The sequence below is a fragment of the Cupriavidus basilensis genome (assembly GCF_008801925.2).
Classification (GTDB): Bacteria; Pseudomonadota; Gammaproteobacteria; order Burkholderiales; family Burkholderiaceae; genus Cupriavidus; species Cupriavidus basilensis.
The window spans coordinates 2,250,180-2,267,539 of the sequence record NZ_CP062804.1 but is presented as its reverse complement, the minus strand read 5'-3'; the positions used below and the strand labels follow the sequence as shown (position 1 = coordinate 2,267,539).

The 17,360-nt window shown below is 66.2% G+C and carries 18 protein-coding genes; 9 read left to right on the top strand and 9 right to left on the bottom strand.

Annotated elements, in window-relative coordinates; all coding sequences use genetic code 11:
• Positions 1 to 12: 12 nt before the first annotated feature.
• Positions 13 to 1,431, bottom strand: a complete 1,419-nt coding sequence (locus tag F7R26_RS31025) for a leucyl aminopeptidase family protein (protein WP_150986156.1) — start codon at positions 1,429 to 1,431, stop codon at positions 13 to 15.
• Positions 1,432 to 1,592: 161 nt separating this feature from the next.
• Between F7R26_RS31025 and F7R26_RS31020 the strand changes: the two genes are divergently transcribed.
• A complete protein-coding gene (locus tag F7R26_RS31020) occupies positions 1,593 to 2,999 on the top strand; it encodes a lysozyme inhibitor LprI family protein (protein WP_241754596.1) in 1,407 nt (468 codons plus the stop codon).
• Positions 3,000 to 3,036: 37 nt separating this feature from the next.
• Here the strand turns inward: F7R26_RS31020 and F7R26_RS31015 are convergent, their stop codons facing one another.
• Positions 3,037 to 3,891 (bottom strand): hypothetical protein, encoded by an 855-nt coding sequence (locus F7R26_RS31015; protein ID WP_150986157.1) that lies wholly within the window; start codon positions 3,889 to 3,891, stop codon positions 3,037 to 3,039.
• Positions 3,892 to 4,095: 204 nt separating this feature from the next.
• The gene (locus F7R26_RS31010; RefSeq protein ID WP_150986158.1) at positions 4,096 to 4,953 is read right to left on the bottom strand and encodes a hypothetical protein; all 858 of its coding nucleotides are present in this window, start codon (positions 4,951 to 4,953) and stop codon (positions 4,096 to 4,098) included.
• A gap of 210 nt (positions 4,954 to 5,163) precedes the next feature.
• On the opposite strand from F7R26_RS31010, the gene F7R26_RS31005 reads away from it, so the two are divergent.
• The 3 genes from F7R26_RS31005 (at position 5,164) to F7R26_RS30995 (ending at position 7,890) form a co-directional block, all read left to right on the top strand.
• Positions 5,164 to 5,553, top strand: coding sequence for a hypothetical protein (locus F7R26_RS31005; protein ID WP_206702535.1), 390 nt, complete (start codon positions 5,164 to 5,166; stop codon positions 5,551 to 5,553).
• A 238-nt stretch (positions 5,554 to 5,791) separates the two neighbouring features.
• Positions 5,792 to 6,901, top strand: coding sequence for an LLM class flavin-dependent oxidoreductase (locus F7R26_RS31000; RefSeq protein WP_150986159.1), 1,110 nt, complete (start codon positions 5,792 to 5,794; stop codon positions 6,899 to 6,901).
• Positions 6,902 to 6,921: 20 nt separating this feature from the next.
• Entirely contained in the window at positions 6,922 to 7,890 is a 969-nt protein-coding gene (locus F7R26_RS30995; RefSeq protein ID WP_150986160.1) for an ABC transporter substrate-binding protein, read from the top strand.
• A gap of 99 nt (positions 7,891 to 7,989) precedes the next feature.
• Here the strand turns inward: F7R26_RS30995 and F7R26_RS30990 are convergent, their stop codons facing one another.
• The 6 genes from F7R26_RS30990 to F7R26_RS30965 form a co-directional block, all read right to left on the bottom strand.
• Positions 7,990 to 8,727: a GGDEF domain-containing protein gene (locus F7R26_RS30990; protein ID WP_150986161.1), complete on the bottom strand. Its 738-nt coding sequence runs from the start codon at positions 8,725 to 8,727 to the stop codon at positions 7,990 to 7,992.
• Positions 8,728 to 8,734: 7 nt separating this feature from the next.
• Entirely contained in the window at positions 8,735 to 9,124 is a 390-nt protein-coding gene (locus tag F7R26_RS30985; protein WP_150986162.1) for a DUF1987 domain-containing protein, read from the bottom strand.
• A gap of 29 nt (positions 9,125 to 9,153) precedes the next feature.
• A complete protein-coding gene (locus F7R26_RS30980; protein ID WP_150986163.1) occupies positions 9,154 to 9,723 on the bottom strand; it encodes a SiaB family protein kinase in 570 nt (189 codons plus the stop codon).
• Between the two features lie 28 nt (positions 9,724 to 9,751).
• Positions 9,752 to 10,987, bottom strand: a complete 1,236-nt coding sequence (locus F7R26_RS30975) for a SpoIIE family protein phosphatase (protein ID WP_150986164.1) — start codon at positions 10,985 to 10,987, stop codon at positions 9,752 to 9,754.
• A 56-nt stretch (positions 10,988 to 11,043) separates the two neighbouring features.
• Positions 11,044 to 12,159: a helix-turn-helix domain-containing protein gene (locus F7R26_RS30970; RefSeq protein ID WP_241754595.1), complete on the bottom strand. Its 1,116-nt coding sequence runs from the start codon at positions 12,157 to 12,159 to the stop codon at positions 11,044 to 11,046.
• Positions 12,160 to 12,227: 68 nt separating this feature from the next.
• Positions 12,228 to 13,763 (bottom strand): DKNYY domain-containing protein, encoded by a 1,536-nt coding sequence (locus F7R26_RS30965; protein ID WP_150986165.1) that lies wholly within the window; start codon positions 13,761 to 13,763, stop codon positions 12,228 to 12,230.
• 215 nt (positions 13,764 to 13,978) lie between these two features.
• Between F7R26_RS30965 and F7R26_RS30960 the strand changes: the two genes are divergently transcribed.
• From F7R26_RS30960 to F7R26_RS30940, 5 genes are all read left to right on the top strand, one after another.
• On the top strand, positions 13,979 to 14,332 hold the full coding sequence (locus tag F7R26_RS30960) for a YciI family protein (protein ID WP_150986166.1): 354 nt from the start codon (positions 13,979 to 13,981) through the stop codon (positions 14,330 to 14,332).
• Positions 14,333 to 14,521: 189 nt separating this feature from the next.
• Positions 14,522 to 14,935: a YciI family protein gene (locus F7R26_RS30955; protein ID WP_150986167.1), complete on the top strand. Its 414-nt coding sequence runs from the start codon at positions 14,522 to 14,524 to the stop codon at positions 14,933 to 14,935.
• A 58-nt stretch (positions 14,936 to 14,993) separates the two neighbouring features.
• Positions 14,994 to 15,527 carry an SRPBCC family protein gene (locus F7R26_RS30950; RefSeq protein WP_150986168.1) on the top strand — a complete coding sequence of 178 codons (534 nt, stop codon included), beginning with the start codon at positions 14,994 to 14,996 and terminating at the stop codon, positions 15,525 to 15,527.
• A 58-nt stretch (positions 15,528 to 15,585) separates the two neighbouring features.
• Positions 15,586 to 16,002 (top strand): VOC family protein, encoded by a 417-nt coding sequence (locus F7R26_RS30945; RefSeq protein ID WP_150986169.1) that lies wholly within the window; start codon positions 15,586 to 15,588, stop codon positions 16,000 to 16,002.
• Between the two features lie 5 nt (positions 16,003 to 16,007).
• The gene (locus F7R26_RS30940) at positions 16,008 to 17,294 is read left to right on the top strand and encodes an RNA polymerase sigma factor (protein ID WP_150986170.1); all 1,287 of its coding nucleotides are present in this window, start codon (positions 16,008 to 16,010) and stop codon (positions 17,292 to 17,294) included.
• The last annotated feature ends 66 nt before the right edge of the window (positions 17,295 to 17,360 follow it).

Sequence of the window (17,360 nt, the reverse complement as noted above, 5' to 3'; positions counted from 1 at the left end):
GTTGTCTTGCAATCAGGAGTGCATGGGCTCGCCGGCAACCGCGGGAAAGCGCTGCGACAGCAAGCCAAAGAGCGCGCGCAGTCCCTGCGCCTCCCCGCCGCGCGGACGGCCCGGGCGGTCTTCCTGGTTCCAGGCGAACAGGTCCAGGTGCAGCCAGGGCGTACCGTCCGGGATAAAGCGCTGCAGGAACAGGGCGGCGGTAATGGCGCCGGCCAGCGGCGCGGCGGCGGCATTCTGCGTATCCGCGAACGACGACTTCAGCATGGTGTGATAGGGCTGCCACAGCGGCATGCGCCACAGCGGATCGGCCAGCCGCCGGGCCTGCGCAAGCAGGTCGGCGGCAAGGGCGTCGTCATTGCTGAACAGCGCGGGCAGCTCCGGCCCAAGCGCGACGCGGGCCGCGCCGGTCAGCGTGGCCAGGTCGATGGCGATGGCGGCGCTCTCCTGGCGCTCGCCCAGCGCGTGAAGCAGGGCATCGGCCAGCACCAGCCGGCCCTCCGCATCGGTGTTTTCGATTTCCACCGACGTGCCATTGGCCGCACGGAGCACATCGCCCGGGCGCAGCGCGCCGGCGCCGACGGCGTTTTCCACGGCCGGCACCACCAAGGTCAGCAGCACGGGCAGGCGCGCCTGCATCACCAGCTGCGCCAGCGCAATGGCGTGGGCCGCGCCGCCCATGTCTTTCTTCATCCAGCGCATGCCCTGCGCCGGCTTGATATCCAGCCCGCCTGAATCGAAGCACACGCCCTTGCCGATCAGCACCACGCGCGGCGCAGCCGGGTCGCCCCAATGCAGCGTGGCCACGCGCGGCGCTTCGGCAGCCGCGCGGCCCACGGCATGGACCAGCGGGAAGCCCGCATCCGGCAGGGCGTCGCCGATCCATTCCCGGAACTCGGCGCCATGCGCCTGAGCCAGTGCGCGGACTTCTTCCGACAAGCGTGCGGGGCCGAGGACGTTGGCCGGTGTGTTGACCAGCCGGCGTACCAGGCCGATGGCTGTGGCCAGTGGCTGGAGGGTTTGCTGCGTGGCCTGTGGCACGACCAGTTGCGCGAGGTCTTCGGCGCCATTCGCCGCGTCGTCCACCGTGTCGTCCCAGCTCGCCGGCAAGGCACCGATAGCCCAGCCGAGCGCGGCCAGCGGCGGTTCATTGTGCGCGGCGGTGATGGCATAGCGCCCTGGTGGCAACTGCTTCGGCAGGCCCGCCAGTTGCCACAATGGCTGGGCCGGATCGGCGCCAACGATCACGCCCGCCAGAGCGCCTTCGGCATCCGGCAGCAGCAGCATCTTGCCAGGCAACGGGACGAAGCCGGTTGCGCGTGCCCACTGTGCTTGCACCGGCGGCAATTGTTCCAGCAAGGCCGCAAGCGTTTGCGGTGCCGCCACGTGGAGCGGGATGGCGCCATCGGGCAGCGTGGAGAAGCTTTGAGGCATGGAGCAGGTAGCGGCAGGCTTGCCATGAACAAGGACTTGCTAGACTACCGGCCGGTGCGCATCGGCACAAAGAAGCATATTGCGCTTCCATATGCGCTTGTTGACGGGGCAGTGCCTGCTTGCCTTCCCAGGCTGGAACCACTCAGAAGAGAACGCGCGTTGTGAATGTGAAAATCAGGAATTACTCGTCGCTGATCGCCTTGTTGGCGCTGTATGTCCCTGCCGCACAGGCGGCGCAGGCCGGCATGCAATGCGAGCGCGCGGCGAGCAGCACGGAGATCGCGATCTGCGCCAATGAGGATCTGCGCAAGCTCGACAGCAAGCTCTCTGCCGTGTATGGCAAGCTCGCCAGCGCCCAGGCCCGGCAGCGTGCCGCGCTACGGCAAGCCCAGCTTGCGTGGCTGAAGACCCGGGATCAGTGTGGCGCGGACAAGAGCTGTATCAACGCGCAGTATGACGAGCGACTTGCGGCATTGCAGGCGCAGCTGCGCGAAGCCGCCGCCTACAAGCCGGACAGCGTGGACCGGCAGGCGCTGGAGGACCTGCGCCAAGCCGTGGAAGCCATGCGCAAGACCGAGCCGGTATTCCCGCTTGAGAAGGCCCTCGATGCGATCCGCATCAAGACGGGCGTGACGACGTTCGCCAACGTGAAAGACGGCAAGCAGACGGGCGACGACGCGCATTTCCCGGCGACGCGCCCCCCGGGCGTCACCAGCGACGAATGGCGCGCCTTGCTGGCCTCCGGCATCGAAGGCGGCGGGGAGAACGGCAACGCTTCCTACACGCTGATGGATATCGACGGCGACGGGCAGCGTGATCTCATCATCGACACCTATTCCGGTGGGACCGGGCTGTTTTCCTTCGTGAGCGCGCTGCGGCGGGAGGGCGGAAAATTCGCAGGCGCCGATGGCTCGACGGGCCGGGCCGACGCGTTCGAGGAAGGAGGCTACCTTTACTCGATCAACGGACGCGGCGCCAACCAGGCGGCGGACTGGGTCCGCCTGCGCGGACGCGTCTATGTAGCGTACTGGAACAGCTACTACGGGGTGGACAACGTTCACCTGCTGAGGCCGCTGACGGTGGTTGGCGAGGTGCCAAGGCTTGCCGTGCACTACCGCTACCAGCTCTCCATCCCCAAGGTCCAGAAGGACGAAGAGAAGGGCACGGTCGCGACGCTGGACAGCACCCTGCATGCAGCCCTGACACGCGCGCTTGCGCAGGCAAGCAGCGAGGTGGCACGCGATGCCGGCAGCATGGACAAGCCCCTTTGCCCGGTTCCGGACACGGTCAAGGGCGATGACCGTGGTGCCTACTACAGCTACGGCACGGGCCACTACACCTTTGAAATCGTGGCAGACATGCCCGTCTGGGTGGGGCGCCAGTGCTACATCGGACGACTGGTCGACTGGTTTGGCGGCTATTCACCCAAGGACGGGCTGTTCGCGCAGCTGTGGATGCGCAAGCCGGAGGACCAAGAGCAGGCGCAAACGTATTCCGTCAAGGGCTTGCGCACCGCTGTCGGGATCAAGGCGTCGATCGGCAAGATGGAGGGCGACAACGATATGTAATCCACCGCTTGCCGCCGCCCGCCGCCCCGTAGCCGGATCATTCGCTGATCTCGACCTCCATGTTGGTGATGGTCGGGAAGTGCTTGTCTTGCTTCAGGTTGACGGTAAAGGCCACCCCCTTGCGCTTGCCCGCCATGAAGCCGGTGTTGCGATCCAGGTCGGACACAGCATCCTGCAGCGGCGGCGTCAGTTGCTTGTAGAAGGCCAGCACCTGCTCGATGCTGTCGGTAGTCTGCAACCGCAGCACACGGTTGGCCTTGGCGTTGCTCAGCGCATCCTGCGCGGTGCGGTGAACGATGGCCCGCGGGTATAGCGGCACTTGCGACGAAAATCCCTTGGGGGGCTTGATCGGCTTGGCCGTGGTGTTGGCGGCATCCAGCGTGATGGTCTCCACCTTGGTGATCTTCTCGCCGGAGTCGGTCTGCAGGTCTTCGGGCACGTCCTGGCTCCACGCAACCAGCGGTTGCGCCTTGGCACGATCGAAGCCGGGCCGCAGGAAGACGGACAGCCGGCCGTGCTGGTCGTCCTGGCAGCCATCCTTGCCGCATTCGCGGTGCACCAGCGCTGCAGCCAGCACGTCACCGCGCTCGTCTACCAGCACGGCCGCGCGCTCGGCGCCATGCGATAGCTGGCGGCGCGACGACAGCACGCGCTGGCCATCGGGCAGTTCCTGCTGGACCCGGTTGGCGCGCGACTGCAGCCCCGACAGGATCTGCTCGGCGAGCAGGCCGTCCTCCCAGTAGTAAGTACCGGACGCATTGCCGGCAAACCGGGTGATGGCGAGATCCAGCGCGGGGGCTTCCCGGGTTTCCTGCTGGCGGCTGCTGTCCAGGACCAGGACGGCATCCGCGGCCAGGGCAAGGGGCGCGGCGCCGAGGGTGGAAAGCAGCAATGCCAGCGCTGCACAGGAGGCGGGACGAAATCGAAGAGCCATACGGATAGGAGAAATGGTAGGGATTGTCAGTCCGGTAAACAAGAAAACGGGCCCGGGAGGGTCCGTTTTGACGGGAGGCTGCGAAGCCTGATGTGATCGTAAGTGTACTTGGTAATGCCGGGCGACCGGCCTGAAACGGCGCCGATATCGTCCTCGCCGCGCTCAGTCGGCGATCTCCACCTCCACGTTGGTGAGGCTTGGGAAGTGTTCATTGCGCTGCGCCTCGACGGAAAACGCCACGCCCTTGCGCTTGCCGCTCACGTAGCCGCTGTTGTCATTCTTGCCGGTCTCCAGCTGCCTCATCGGCGGCGACAACCGTTTGTAGAAGGCCAGTACCTGCTCGATGCTATCGGTGGTCTGCAGCCGCACCACGCGCCTGGCCCGGGCGTCGCTCAGTGCATTCTGCCCGGTGCGATAGAGGATCGCCCTCGGGTACAGCGGCACCTGCGCCGGGAATCCCGTGGGGCGCTGGACCGGGCTGGCGCCCGTGTGGCCGGCATCCAGCGTGATGGTCTCCACCGTGGCGATCGTCTCGCCCTTGCCAAGCATCAGGTTCTTGGGCACATCCTGGCTCCACGCGACCAGCGGCTGCGCCTGGGCGCGGTCGAAGCCGGGCCGCAGGAAAACCGACAGCACGGCGTGCTGGCTGTCCTGGCAGACGGATTCCTTGCCGCACTGCCGGTGCACCAGCGCCGCGGCCAGCACGTCGCCGCGCGCGTCGACCAGCGCGGCCGCGCGCTCGGCGCCGTCGGAAAACTCCCGGCGCGACGCTAGCAGGCGCTGGCCACCGGGCAGCGCCTGCTCGAGCCTGTCCGGGCGCGATGCCAGGCCGGTCAGCAGTTGCTCGGCCAGCAGACCGTCCTCCCAATAGTAGGAGCCGGAGGCCAGGCCGGCGAATCGGGCCACGGCTGGTTCCAGCGCCGAAACCTCCCTGGTCTCCTGCTCGCTGCCAGTGATCGGGACCAGGACGTAGTCGTTGGCCAGGGCATGGGGCGAGGCGGCGACGGCGGAAAGAAGCAAGGCCGATAGAGCGCAGGGGATGGGACGAAATCGAAGAGCCATGCAGAGAGGAGGAAAAGGTAGGAGGGGGGTGTCAGTCCGATCAACAAGAAAGCGGGCCCTGAAGGGGCCGCTTTGACGGTAGGTCACGGAGCCTGATGTGACTGACAGTATACTTGGCAACGCCGGCTAATTGAAGTCGGGCACCAATGACGGGAAACGCAGAGAACCATGAACAAGAAGATGCCAGCCATCCTGATGGCCGCAAGCATGATCGTGCTTGCCGCTCCGGCGCACGCGCAAGCAGACCCGGCCGTGCTCAAGGGCATGTATGACATGTCCCGCAACGTCGCTGGCCTCACCAGCTACTGTGTCGGAAAGGGCTTCCTGAAAGCCGACAGTGTCAAGAACGCCAGGAAGATGGTCGGCCTGATCGCGGGCATCCCCGGGGTAGATACAAGTGGTGGCGAAGCCAGCGAGGCCGCCGGGCTGCGCGGCAACGTGCTGATGCCGGACGGCAAGGAACAAGGGATTGAAAGCAGCCCGCTCGGCGCCAAGCAGTGGTGCAAGGACTCGGCACAAGGCGTGTCGGATGGTTTGAAGAGCGCGGCTGCCGGCTAATCACGCGGCGTCGAAAGAAATCGCATTCGGCTGCCCGAACCAGCGCTATCGGACGATGGCGCTGGTTCGGCGCCAGCCAGGCAAGCGCTGTCCCTCATCGTGCAAAACCGCATATCTTCCCTCGTTCTTATTCCTTAAAGATCGCCTATCCACGGCGTATGTTCATGCTTTGGCGATACGGCGCGCAACTTCCGCGCAGCCGCTTCAAATCATCGCAAACCAGGAACAGGAGCCTACGATGAGCGTGGAAATCATTGGCATGATCCAGAGCCAGAAGCAGTCGGAGATCCATCCGGCCAGCGGCCCGGTGGTGGATCGAGACTATGTGCGGGCATTTGCGCAAGCGCATGAGAACGCCGGCTTCGACCGCGTGCTGGTGCCGCATCACTCCACCGGCCCGTCCGCCACGCTCACCATTGCCTACGCAGCTGCCGTGACCGAGCGCGTGCATTTCATGCTCGCACACCGGCCGGGCTTTACCGCGCCCACGCTGGCGGCCCGACAGATCGCCTCGCTTGATCAGTTCAGCGGTGGCCGGCTTGGCGTGCACTTCATCTCCGGCGGCTCCGATTCCGAGCAGCAGCGCGACGGCGATTTCCTCAGCCACGACGAGCGCTATGCGCGCACCGACGAGTACCTCGGCATCCTGCGGCGCATCTGGACACAGGACAAGCCGTTCGACCACGAAGGCAAGTATTACCGCTTCACCCAGGGCTTCTCCGAAGTGAAGCCGGCCCAGCAGCCACACGTGCCGATCTTCTTCGGTGGGGCTTCGGACGCGGCGATTGATGTCGCCGGACGTCATGCCGATGTGTACGCACTGTGGGGCGAATCGCTCGAGCAGGTCCGCGACATCACCACGCGGGTGCGCGCCGAGGCGGCCAGGCATGGGCGGCAGGTGCGCTTCTCGGTCTCGTTCCGGCCGATCCTGGCGCAAACCGAGACGGCGGCATGGGCACGCGCCAATGCCATCCTCGAACAAACGCGCCGCCTGCGCGAGGCGGCTGGCCTGGGGCAGGGCGGGCCGCAGCAAAGCGAAGGCGCGCGCCGCCTGCTGGCCGCCGCCGACAAGGGCCCGCGCGTGGACAAGCGCCTGTGGACGGAGATCGCCAAGCTCACCGGTGCGCGCTCCAACTCCACCGCGCTGGTCGGCACGCCGGAGCAAGTCGCCGACGCGCTGCTGGATTACTACGACCTTGGCGTGACCACGTTCCTGATCCGCGGCTTCGATCCGCTCGAAGATGCCGTGGACTACGGCCGCGAGCTGATCCCCCGCGTGCGCGCGCTGGTGGCGCAGCGCGAAGCCGCGGCCGGCGCTGGTTCCGGTGCTGGCCGCAAGGCAGCCTGAAGGGGATGGCGAGCGGCATCATGACGGCATCCCGAAGACAATTCCTGCGCTACGGCGCATTGGCGGCGGCCAGCTGCACCTTGCCGTTTTCCGTGTCGGCCCAGGGCCGGCCCGTGCTCAAGGCCGGCGACCAGAAGGGTGGCCTGCGCGCCTTGCTGGAGAGCGCAGGCGAGCTCAAAGGCCTGGCCTACGACATCCAGTGGACGGAGTTTCCCGCCGCCGCGCCGCTGGCCGAGGCGCTGAACGCCGGCGCGGTGGATTCCGGCCCGATCGGCGACGCGCCCGCCATCTTCGCGCTGGCCGCCGGCACGCCGATCAAGATCATCGGCGCCAACCGCTCGGACCCGTTCGGCACCGCCGTGCTGGTACGCGCCAGTTCGCCCTTGAAGACGGCGGCGGACCTGCGCGGCAAGAATATCGGCACCAACCGTGGCTCGATTGGTCACTTCGTTGCTTTGAAGGCGCTGGAATCGGCCGGCTTGAAGCCCGAGGACGCCAGCCTGCGCTTCCTGCCGCCGGCCGACGCCAAGCTGGCGCTGGTCAACGGCTCGATCGATGCATGGGCCACATGGGAGCCATACACCGCGCTGGCCGAGACCAGCGGTCATGCCCGCGTGCTGGTGAGCGGGCGCGGGCTGTGGTCCGGCCTGAGCTATCTGGCGGCGACGGACAGCGCGCTGGCCGCCAAGCGCGAGGTGCTGCGCGATTTCCTGCAGCGCGTGGTGCGCGCGCAGGTGTGGTCGTACCAGCATGTGGACGGCTTTTCAGCGGCGCTGGCACGCATCATCGGCATCCCGCCCGAAGCCGCGCGGCTGCAGTTCGAGCGGCGCCGTACGCAGTGGCGCAACATCGATGCGGCAGTGATTGCCGAGCAGCAGCGCACGGCGGATTTCTACCTGAAGGCCGGGCTGCTCAAGCAGCGGCTGGATGTGCGGACCACGTTCGATACCGGTTTTCCGCTGGCGGTGCAGGCCAACCCGGTGAGCTGACCGGGCCGCGAGCGGCCGCAGGTGGCGCCGAGCGCGCCGCGCCATGATGTGGCTTGTTTGTGGCTTGTCGTTTCGCGTGAACCTGACCGGCGCGGCGCCTCAACGCAAAGGCACCACCAGCTCGCTCTCCCGCAGACTGACGACCCGGTTACGCCCGCTGCGCTTGGCCTGATATAAGGCCTCGTCAGCGCGCGCATAGGCCTGCTCGAAGCTCGTCCCAGGGGGGCTCCAGCTCACGCCGAAACTAGCCGTCACCTGCAGCCCTGCCTTGACCGGAAACACATGCTGCTCGATCTGCAGCCGCATGCGCTCCGCCAGTTCGACAGCGGCGTCCAGCGCGCACGCAGGCAGCAGCGCAGCGAACTCTTCGCCGCCCACCCGGCCGATGACGCCCGCGCCTTGCACCGATTGCTCCAGGCAGTCGACGACGCCGCGGATCACGGTATCGCCGACAGGGTGGCCCATCGAGTCGTTGACCCGCTTGAAGTGATCGATGTCGAGCACGATCAACGACAGGCTGTCCCTGGCCAGCACCGCGCCGGCCCGCTCGATGATGGCGCCGCGGTTCAGCGCGCCGGTGAGCGTGTCGCGCGTGGCGCGGAACTCCAGCTCCCGGGCCAGGTCCTGCAGGCGGTGGTTGAGCCGGTTCATTTCGAGCTCTTCGCGGTCGCTGCGCCGTATCAGGCGCCGGGTTTCGCGCATCAGCCGCTCGTAGTAGCCGATCAGTTCGCCCAGCGTGTCGCGGTACGCCTGGGCACCGGCATCGGGATTGCCGAATACCGCCCTGGCGCGCGCCAGGACGCCGTTTTCCGACTCGAAGAGATCTGGCTCGGACATGCGCTGCTCAGCTCGCCGTGGTGGCGTGGTCGAGGAAATCGATGGCGGGGAAGTCGGCGTGCAGGTCCTGGCCGAATTCCAGGATGGTGTCGTCGTCCACGTCGTGATACCAGTGCACGATGACCCGGTTGCCCTTGTCGGCTGCGTCGTTCATGGCGTCGAACATGCTGAACAGCACCTTGGTGCTGGAGCTGTTGAAGTACGTCAGCGCCACGTGCACGGTGACTTCGGTGTCCTCGCAGGCAGCCAGGTATTTGCGCAGGCGCAGGATCACGTCACCGTAGAACAACGCGGCGTTCTCCGGATAGGACTCGCCTTTGAGGGAGAGCGTGTGCTGCTTGAAATCAAAGCTCACCTCGGGCGAGGTCGGTGTGGCGGCAATGAACAGGTTTTCCATCAGGTTCCCTTTCGATCCCGTTCAGTCATTCAGATGGTTGCGGTAAGGAAGAACATCGTCGATACCGGGTCCGCGTCGATGGGCTGGAAGCTGTACTCCAGCGGTGCGCTGGCGTCGCGGGCTACCGTCAGGAATCCCAGGCCGGCGCCCTTGCTGCCTTGTGGCGCTTCGGCGCGCATGGTTTCCTTGTAGGCCTGCTTGATCTGGTCCAGCGTCATGGTGCGCAATGGCTCCAGCGCGGCGCGCAGTTGCCCCACGCGGGTGATCGCCACCGGGTTGGAGCACATCAGCCGGTAGCGGTCATCCACCATGCAGATGCACACCGAGCCGTGGCGCAGCTGGTTGGTGTCCTGGGTGGGCGGCGTGAGCGCGTCGGACGAATAGTGGACGATGTTCTGCGCCATCTCCACGAACGAGGAGAACAGCTTGCGCCGGGTCGAGCCATCGACGCCGCTCACCGTCAGCTGCAGCCGGACCGCATCGGACATTGCCGCGATGATGTTTTGGGAAAAGTAGCCGACGTAGTAGAAGATCACGTTGCGTTCCCGGGCCATTTCAAAGAATGGCCCATATTCATGGTCAATCGAATTGCAGTTCATCTCAGTGCTATAACAGGCCATTGCAGGACTATTGAACGCGAAAGCAGAAAAAAGTAAGGTCGTCGCGGCGGCGGTGATGGCCTTGCCACGCGCGATACTGGTCCAGCACCGCTTCGTTGATCTGCGCCGCCGAGGCATGCCGGCTTGCGCGGATCGCTTCGCGGATGCGGCGCTTGCCAAAGGCGATTTCCTTGGGGCCGCCGATCTGGTCGATCAGGCCATCGGTGGTGACAAACACCACGCTGTCCGGCAGGGTCTGGACAAGGCGGTTCTGCCAGGCAAAGTTCAGGTCGGTGTCCACGTAGCCGACGCCCATGCGCTCGCCGTCCACCATCTCGCCTTCCTCCTCGCCGGGATGGAGCACGAACAAGGCGCACTTGGCGCCGGCGAACACGAGCTGGCGGCTGGCGTTGTCAAACCAGAAGAACGCCGCATCCATGCCGTCATTCGAGCCAGGCGTTTCATCATCGCCGTCGAGCTGCCCGAGCATCTGCTTGATGCCGCGGTTCACCGCCATCAGGAGCGCGCCGGGGTCGCGCGGGCCGCGCTGCTCGATGGCCTGGATCAGGATGGATGAGGAGATCAGGGTCAGGAACGCACCCGGTACGCCGTGGCCCGTGCAATCGGCCAGCGCGGCAAACCAGCCGTCCTCGAACGCGGCAAAGTGATAGAAATCTCCGCCAACCACATCGCGCGGCTCCCACACCAGGCCCGCGTCGCCGAGCGTCCTGGCCAGCGCCTCGCGCGAGGGGCGCAGCATCGAGCGCTGGATGGTGCTGGCGTAGTCGATGCTGTGCATGATCTGGCGGTTCTTCTCGGCCTGCATGTCCGCCACCACGCGCATGAGCTGCAAGCCATGCCCGATGCCAAGGAAACGGCCGTCGCGCGCGATGATGAAGCCATCGGCAAGTGCCTTCTCGCCGTACTCCACCGCCTTGAAGGTCAGGGCCTCGATGCTCATCGCGGCATCGACCACCAGCGGCTCCTTGTCCATGAAGGCGATGCAGCTCTTGCGGTTGTACAGCTCGCGGTGATAGGGCTTGCTCATCTGCGACATGAAGATCGCGCGATTGATCAGGCCGATCGGCGTGTCGTTCTCGGTCACCGGCAAGCTGGCAAGGTCCCGGTGCTTGCCGAACACATCGAGGACTTCCTGATTGTTCTGTTCCGTGGTCACCGATGGCGTGGTGACGCAGAGATCCTCGGCACAGGGCTGCCGGAAGCGGGAACGAGCCACGTGTGAGTCAACCGGAACGTCAGGCATCGCCAGGGCATTCGGACTATTGGGAAGTCACCGATTGTATGGCGCGCGCATGACGATTACGTGACATATGGCGCATGCGGCCCGTCCGGGGGTATCTCGCGGGCGCCGTCGCCAGCGCCTGAAAGCCCCCGGAAATCCCTTGGGGACACGCCGTAGGCCCTGCGGAATGCGCGGGTAAAGTCCGAGGCACTGTTGAAGCCGGCGCCATAGGCGATCTCGCCGATGCCGATGTGCGCATGGCGCAGGAGATCGTCGGCTGCCGCCCGCAACCTGCAGTTGCGGATATACGCGCCAAGGCCGCCTTCGTGCTCGAACATCCGGTACAGGGTTGGGCGCGGCAGCCCGAACGCTTGCAGGATGCTCTCGGGCGAGAGGTCCTCGTGGTGTAAGTTGGCCTGCACGTAGCGCTGCACCCGCTCCAGCATGGCGGCGCGGGCCGCCGCGCGCGCGTTGCCGGCAAGGCGCGCCTGCTTGCCGAATGCGGCAACGATCAGGTGCGCGCAGCCCTGGATGGTGCTTTCCGCATCGGCCTCGGACCGTGCCGGGAGGCTGCGGCAGAGCGCCGTCACGTGGTCGAAGATCAGGCGCGTCAGCGGCGAGGTATAGGTCACCACGCGGCCATGAATGGACTCGGCATCGGGGATGGCCGCCTCCACCGTGGCGCGCGGCACGAAGAAGGCCAGCACCCGGGCGCGCGTGGGGCGGTGCATGTGCATCGGCTGGTTCATGTCGAGCGCCAGGATGCCTGGCACGAACTGGGCGGATTTGCGCTGCCGGGAGAAGTCCGTCACCGTTTCGGCGATCCCGTCCATGGCCACATGGAACACGTAGTCGCGCACGCTGTCGGTGGAGATGCGCGCGGTGGTGCGAATCTGGCTCACCGGGTCGGTGCGGCTGTCCAGGTAGGTCAGGTCCTTGAGCACATAGGTATCGATTTCGCCCCGGAAGCCGCCGGCAACCTGCGCGCGCGACACCGGGACATCGAGTATGCGGCCGACATAGTCGCGCCAGGCCGGCAACTGCAGCGTCACCGCCTCGTTCGCGACGGTGAAATGCTGGTGCACGACTAGCGGCGGGGTTGCGGCAGCGCTGGCGGACGCAGCCGGCTGGGCATGCCTTTGCAGATGGGAAGCCAGGATCCGGCTGACGGTGTCTGAATAAGCCTGGGTCATGATGGCGTCGGGGTCAGGAAATAGCTCGCGTCCCAAGTCCGAGCCATTGTACCGGCGATGCTCAGCGGCTAGTCGGTTGCCGGTGCGCTCGCTTCTTTCAGTGCGGCCGCGTCGTACTCGCGCACAGCATCGGCAGCGCGGCCGTTTTCCAGCACGCGGAAGCTGGCCGGATCGGCGCCGTCGATTGCTACCAGGTTCACATAGCCGATGATATAGGCGTGCTTGCGGTCGCGCGCAAAGTCCGCGTCGAGGAACTCCAGTGTGGGCAGGTGCACACGCTTGGCCGAGACCGGCCGGCGCCCGAAGAACAACTGGTCTCCGGCCAGCAGGAAGCCAGGGTGCGGTACCTGCAGCGTATCGTGCGGCACGGCTACCTTGAGCGGCTTGTCGTCGCAGAACAATTGCGCGTCGTCCCATGCGTAGCAGCCTGCGATGCGCAAGGCATCCGGGTTCACGCCTTTCTTGGCCTTGCCGCGATGGAAGGCACGGCTGGCATCGCGGGCCCACGAGCCCTGCAGCACGGTAAACCCGGCGGGATCGACCTTGCGCAGGGCTTGCGGCGTTTGGTAATGGTTCGGCGCGTAGAACACGGTGACGCCGTCACTGAGATAGCCATCCCCCAGCGTTTCCAGGCTGGATATCGGCCGCGAGGAGAGCAAGGTCAGCTCGCACGGGCCGTCAGCGTACCAGTGCAGCCAGTGGATGCCATGCGCATCGCCACAGAACACGCCCATCAGGCCGTGGCCAACGGGCATTTCCCTCGCGGCAAAGGTGGCCGGATCGAGCCCGGTGAGGCGATGGCCGCCGTATTCCACTTCTTGCGCTGGCGTGGCTGGCGTGGCTGGCGTGGCTGGCGCGGCGGGCGCCTGCAGGCGGTGCCACCAATAGTCCTGCAGCGCGGGCAGGGCAGTGAAGAACTCCCGCCAGTGCTCGACCTGGCGGTGGTCGAGCGCGGTCATGCGCTGGCCGTCTTCGATGGGGCCGATCTTGTCGGTCATGCGCAGCGGGCCGTCGCCACTGGGCGCTACCACCAGGCTGGCGCGGTCGGCTTCGATGCGCTGGCCGAAGTAGTACGCATGCCCGGCATCGGCGATGTAGTTGCCCGGCAAGCCCACCACGGTGGCGCCATCCGCGCCGATCACACGCTTGCCGTTGAAGTAGGCCGACTCGGCGTCCACGGCGTAGTAGTCATGCATGCAGGTCACCGGCTCCAGCGGGCCATTCTCGGGCCAGCGCCAGTCCTGGTAGACCAGCGGCCGGAAGGCCTGCGGGCTGCGGGTGCGGATGGTCTTGCCGGTAATGAAGTAAGCCTGGCGGGCGTCGCGGGCGTAGCGCTCGTTGAGGACTTCGAAAGTGGCGATGTCGGCGTTCTCGATCCGGTAGAAGTAGTACCAGACCGCGGCGCTGCCTTGCTGGGCCTGCACGATGACGTGCTCGCCGTCGGTGAACCAGCGCCCGTCGATGCAGCGGAACGCCTGCGGATGGGCAATGGGCAGCGGGCTGCCGTCCTTGGCCCAGAGCGGCCGGTCGTTGTGCGACCAGATCACGGTGTCGCCCTCGATGAAGTACGAGGGATGGTTGGTTGGCTGGCGCGATGCGGTCATGGGAAGGCGTTGGGTGCCAGGTGGAGCAAGGCCGACATATTAAACTGTCCGCCCGGATCGGCAATGGTTGGCGAATCCTCCTTCATTGCAATTAACGGCCAAGCATTTCTGCCATCCATCCGTGGCGCGCCGGCCGCTTGCGGCCGGCGGCCGAGGCGTGCAGGATGTGGGCGGCAAGCCATACCCGAAAATGCGCAAGACAAAGTGGAGACCCTATGTCGTACATGCTGTTGATTGTCGAACCCGTTGGCCAGCGCGCCGAGCGTTCCCCGGAAGAAGGGCGCCAGGCTTACGCCAGCATGCAGCGTTTTGCCGAAGGCCTGAATGAGCGCGGGCTGCTGCTGGGTGTCAACTCGCTCACGTCGCAGGCCAATGGCGTGCGCGTGCAGGTGCGCGAAGGCCGCCGCGACCTGCTCGACGGCCCCTTTGCCGAGGCCAAGGAAATGATCGGCGGCTACTTCCTGCTCGACTGCGCCACGCAGGACGAGGCCATTGCCATCGCCGCCGAGTGCCCCGCCGCGGCATGGTGCACCGTGGAGGTCCGCGAGGTCGGGCCTTGCTTCCTGTAAAGCCGCAAGCGGATGGGGTGCGCGGCTTTACCTAGGTAGTTACCCTTGGTTTGCAGGGATATTTGTACAGGATGTCGATCTGGCGGCGCGCGGTTCGTCGTACCGGTAAGAGCCAACGAGATGGCAGCGGCGTGCCACCGCCACGGCTTACCACCGACAACCAGCAACCTCAAGCTAAGGAGAACCGCGATGCGATTCATGATCCTGGTGAAAGCCACGCAAGGCAGTGAAGCCGGCGCGATGCCGGACGAAAGCCGCTTCGCCGCGATGGCGGCATATCACGAGCAACTGGCCAAGGCGGGCGTGCTGCTCGACGCCGCCGGGCTCAAGCCCACTTCCGCCGGCTGGCGCATCCGCTATGCCGGTGGCCAGCGCACCATCATCGACGGGCCGTTTGCGCAAAGCGAGGAAATAGTGGCGGGCTACACGCTGATCCAGGTGCGCAGCCGCGAGGAAGCGATGGAATGGGCGCGGCGCTTCCCATCGCCGCATGGCGATATGGCCGACGGCGAGATCGAGGTACGGCAGCTGTTCGAGCTGGAGGACTTCGCGCCGAGTCCTGCGGTGGAGCGCTTTCGCGACCTGGACGTTGGCCAGCACTGAGCCAACGATCCCACGATCACACCCGAGCCCACCCCAACCATTGCCGGATCCCGACACCATGCTCAAGCCCATCCTGCTCGCCGCTTTCGCCGCCATCGCCCTGCTGCTGATCTACGCCGCCACGCGGCCCGATACCTTCCGGGTTGAGCGCAGCGCCAGCGTCAAGGCGCCGCCGGAGCGCGTGTTCGCGCTCATCAACGACCTCCACAACTTCAACCAGTGGAACCCCTATGAAAAGAAGGACCCGTCCCTGAAGGGCACCTACGGCGCCACACGCAGCGGGCAGGGCGCCGCCTACGCCTGGGAGAGCGACAAGGTAGGCGTGGGCAGCATGGAAATCCTCCATGCGGAGCCGGCCTCCAAGGTCACGATGCGGCTGGATTTCATCAAGCCGTTCGAGGCGCACAACACCGTCGAATTCACGCTCAGGCCGCAGGCCGATGCCACCAACGTGACCTGGTCGATGGAAGGCGGCGTGCCGTACTTTGCCAAGTTGATGCATCTCGTCTTCAAGATGGTCGGCAACGATTTCGAGCAAGGGCTGGTCAACCTGAAGACGCTAGCCGAGGCCCCGGCGGCCCTGGCCCGTTAAGCGGGGCAACCCGCCGAGCTTCCCCCCAATCACGCGAAACCGAATCCAAGGACGAATCATGCATAAGCAAATCTACCTGAACCTTCCCGTGGCCGACCTGCAGCGCTCGCAGGATTTCTTCATGGGCCTCGGGTTCACCTTCAACCCGCAGTTCACCAACGACAGCGCCGCCTGCATGATCATCGGCGAGAACATCCACGCGATGCTGCTCAAGCACGAATTCTTCAAGACTTTCACTACCCGCAAGCTGTGCGATACCTCCGAGAGCACCGAAGTGCTGATCTGCATCTCCTGCGAGAGCCGCGCCGAGGTGGACGCCCTGGTCGCCAAAGCCTTGGCCGCAGGCGCTACGGCGCCACGCGCGCCGCAGGACCACGGCTTCATGTACGGGCACGGGTTCGATGATCTTGACGGGCATATCTGGGAGTTGGTGTACATGGAGCCCTCGGCACCCGGCGCGACCAGCGCGGCCTGAAACACATGGTGACGACGACACCGACGCAGCGGGCGATCGAAGCCGTCTGGCGCATCGAATCCGCCAAGGTCATCGCCCACGTTGCGCGCGTGGTGCGCGACGTGGGCCTGGCCGAAGAACTGGCCCAGGATGCGCTCGTTGCCGCGCTGGAGCGCTGGGGCGAGACCGGCGTGCCGGACAACCCGGGCGCCTGGCTGATGACCACGGCAAAGAACCGCGCGCTCGACCATCTGCGCCAGCAGGCACTGCACGCCCGCAAGCACGAGCAGATCGGCCACGATCTCGAAGCGATGGAGGCTCACGTGGTGCCGGATTTTGTCGATGCGCTGGACGCCGCGCGCGCGGACGATATTGGCGACGACCTGCTGCGGCTGGTCTTCACCGCCTGCCACCCGGTGCTCTCCACCGATGCGCGGGTCGCCATGACGCTGCGCCTGCTGGGCGGGCTGACCACCGAGGAAATCGCGCGCGCCTTTCTCACGCCGGAGGCCGCCATCGCCCAGCGCATCGTGCGTGCCAAGCGCACCCTCGGTGCGGCCCGCGTGCCTTTCGAAGTGCCAGGCCCGCAGGCACGGGCGCCGCGCCTGGCGTCGGTGCTGGAGGTGATCTACCTGATTTTCAACGAAGGTTATTCCGCTACGGCTGGCGACGACTGGATGCGCCCGGCGCTGTGCGAGGAAGCACTGCGCCTGGGCCGCACGCTGGCCGGCCTGGCGCCGCAGGAAAGCGAGGTGCACGGACTGGTGGCGCTGATGGAGATCCAGGCCTCGCGCACGCATGCACGGGTCGATGCGCAAGGCCGCCCGGTGCTGCTGCTTGAACAGGACCGCAGCCGCTGGGACCGCCTGCTGATCCGGCGTGGGCTGGCGGCGCTGGCGCGCGCGCAAGAGCTGGGCGGCGCGCTCGGCCCCTACGCCTTGCAGGCGGCGCTGGCCGCCTGCCACGCCCGCGCCACCGCCGCCGCAGATACCGACTGGGCACAGATCGCCGCCATCTACGACGCGCTGTCGGAGGTGGCGCCATCACCCGTGGTGGAGCTGAACCGCGCGGTCGCGATCGGCATGGCTTTCGGCCCCGAGGCCGGCCTGGAACTGGTGAATGCGCTTCTCACCGAGTCCTCGCTGGCGAAGTACCACTTGCTGCCCAGCGTGCGCGGCGACTTGTTGTACAAGCTTGGCCGTTTCGCCGAGGCCCGCGCCGAGTTCGAGCGCGCCGCCGGCATGACCCGCAACACCCGCGAGCGCGAGTTCTTGCTGGGGCGGGCGCGGGATGCTGGGGCTCCCCGGCCCTGACCCGCCAGCGCGCATTGCCGCGCGTCACCACCGCCTGACTGGCAAAACGCTAATATCAGATACCGA

What these genes read in the sequence shown, in the direction of transcription:
- F7R26_RS31025 (WP_150986156.1), bottom strand. Translation starts at nt 1,431, where the DNA reads ATGCCTCAAAGCTTCTCCACGCTGCCCGATGGCGCCATCCCGCTCCAC.
- F7R26_RS31005 (WP_206702535.1), top strand. Translation starts at nt 5,164, where the DNA reads ATGAACAAGAAGATGCCAGCCATCCTGATGGCCGCAAGCATGATCGTG.
- F7R26_RS31000 (WP_150986159.1), top strand. Translation starts at nt 5,792, where the DNA reads ATGAGCGTGGAAATCATTGGCATGATCCAGAGCCAGAAGCAGTCGGAG.
- F7R26_RS30995 (WP_150986160.1), top strand. Translation starts at nt 6,922, where the DNA reads ATGACGGCATCCCGAAGACAATTCCTGCGCTACGGCGCATTGGCGGCG.
- F7R26_RS30990 (WP_150986161.1), bottom strand. Translation starts at nt 8,727, where the DNA reads ATGTCCGAGCCAGATCTCTTCGAGTCGGAAAACGGCGTCCTGGCGCGC.
- F7R26_RS30985 (WP_150986162.1), bottom strand. Translation starts at nt 9,124, where the DNA reads ATGGAAAACCTGTTCATTGCCGCCACACCGACCTCGCCCGAGGTGAGC.
- F7R26_RS30980 (WP_150986163.1), bottom strand. Translation starts at nt 9,723, where the DNA reads ATGAACTGCAATTCGATTGACCATGAATATGGGCCATTCTTTGAAATG.
- F7R26_RS30975 (WP_150986164.1), bottom strand. Translation starts at nt 10,987, where the DNA reads ATGCCTGACGTTCCGGTTGACTCACACGTGGCTCGTTCCCGCTTCCGG.
- F7R26_RS30970 (WP_241754595.1), bottom strand. Translation starts at nt 12,159, where the DNA reads ATGACCCAGGCTTATTCAGACACCGTCAGCCGGATCCTGGCTTCCCAT.
- F7R26_RS30965 (WP_150986165.1), bottom strand. Translation starts at nt 13,763, where the DNA reads ATGACCGCATCGCGCCAGCCAACCAACCATCCCTCGTACTTCATCGAG.
- F7R26_RS30960 (WP_150986166.1), top strand. Translation starts at nt 13,979, where the DNA reads ATGTCGTACATGCTGTTGATTGTCGAACCCGTTGGCCAGCGCGCCGAG.
- F7R26_RS30955 (WP_150986167.1), top strand. Translation starts at nt 14,522, where the DNA reads ATGCGATTCATGATCCTGGTGAAAGCCACGCAAGGCAGTGAAGCCGGC.
- F7R26_RS30950 (WP_150986168.1), top strand. Translation starts at nt 14,994, where the DNA reads ATGCTCAAGCCCATCCTGCTCGCCGCTTTCGCCGCCATCGCCCTGCTG.
- F7R26_RS30945 (WP_150986169.1), top strand. Translation starts at nt 15,586, where the DNA reads ATGCATAAGCAAATCTACCTGAACCTTCCCGTGGCCGACCTGCAGCGC.
- F7R26_RS30940 (WP_150986170.1), top strand. Translation starts at nt 16,008, where the DNA reads ATGGTGACGACGACACCGACGCAGCGGGCGATCGAAGCCGTCTGGCGC.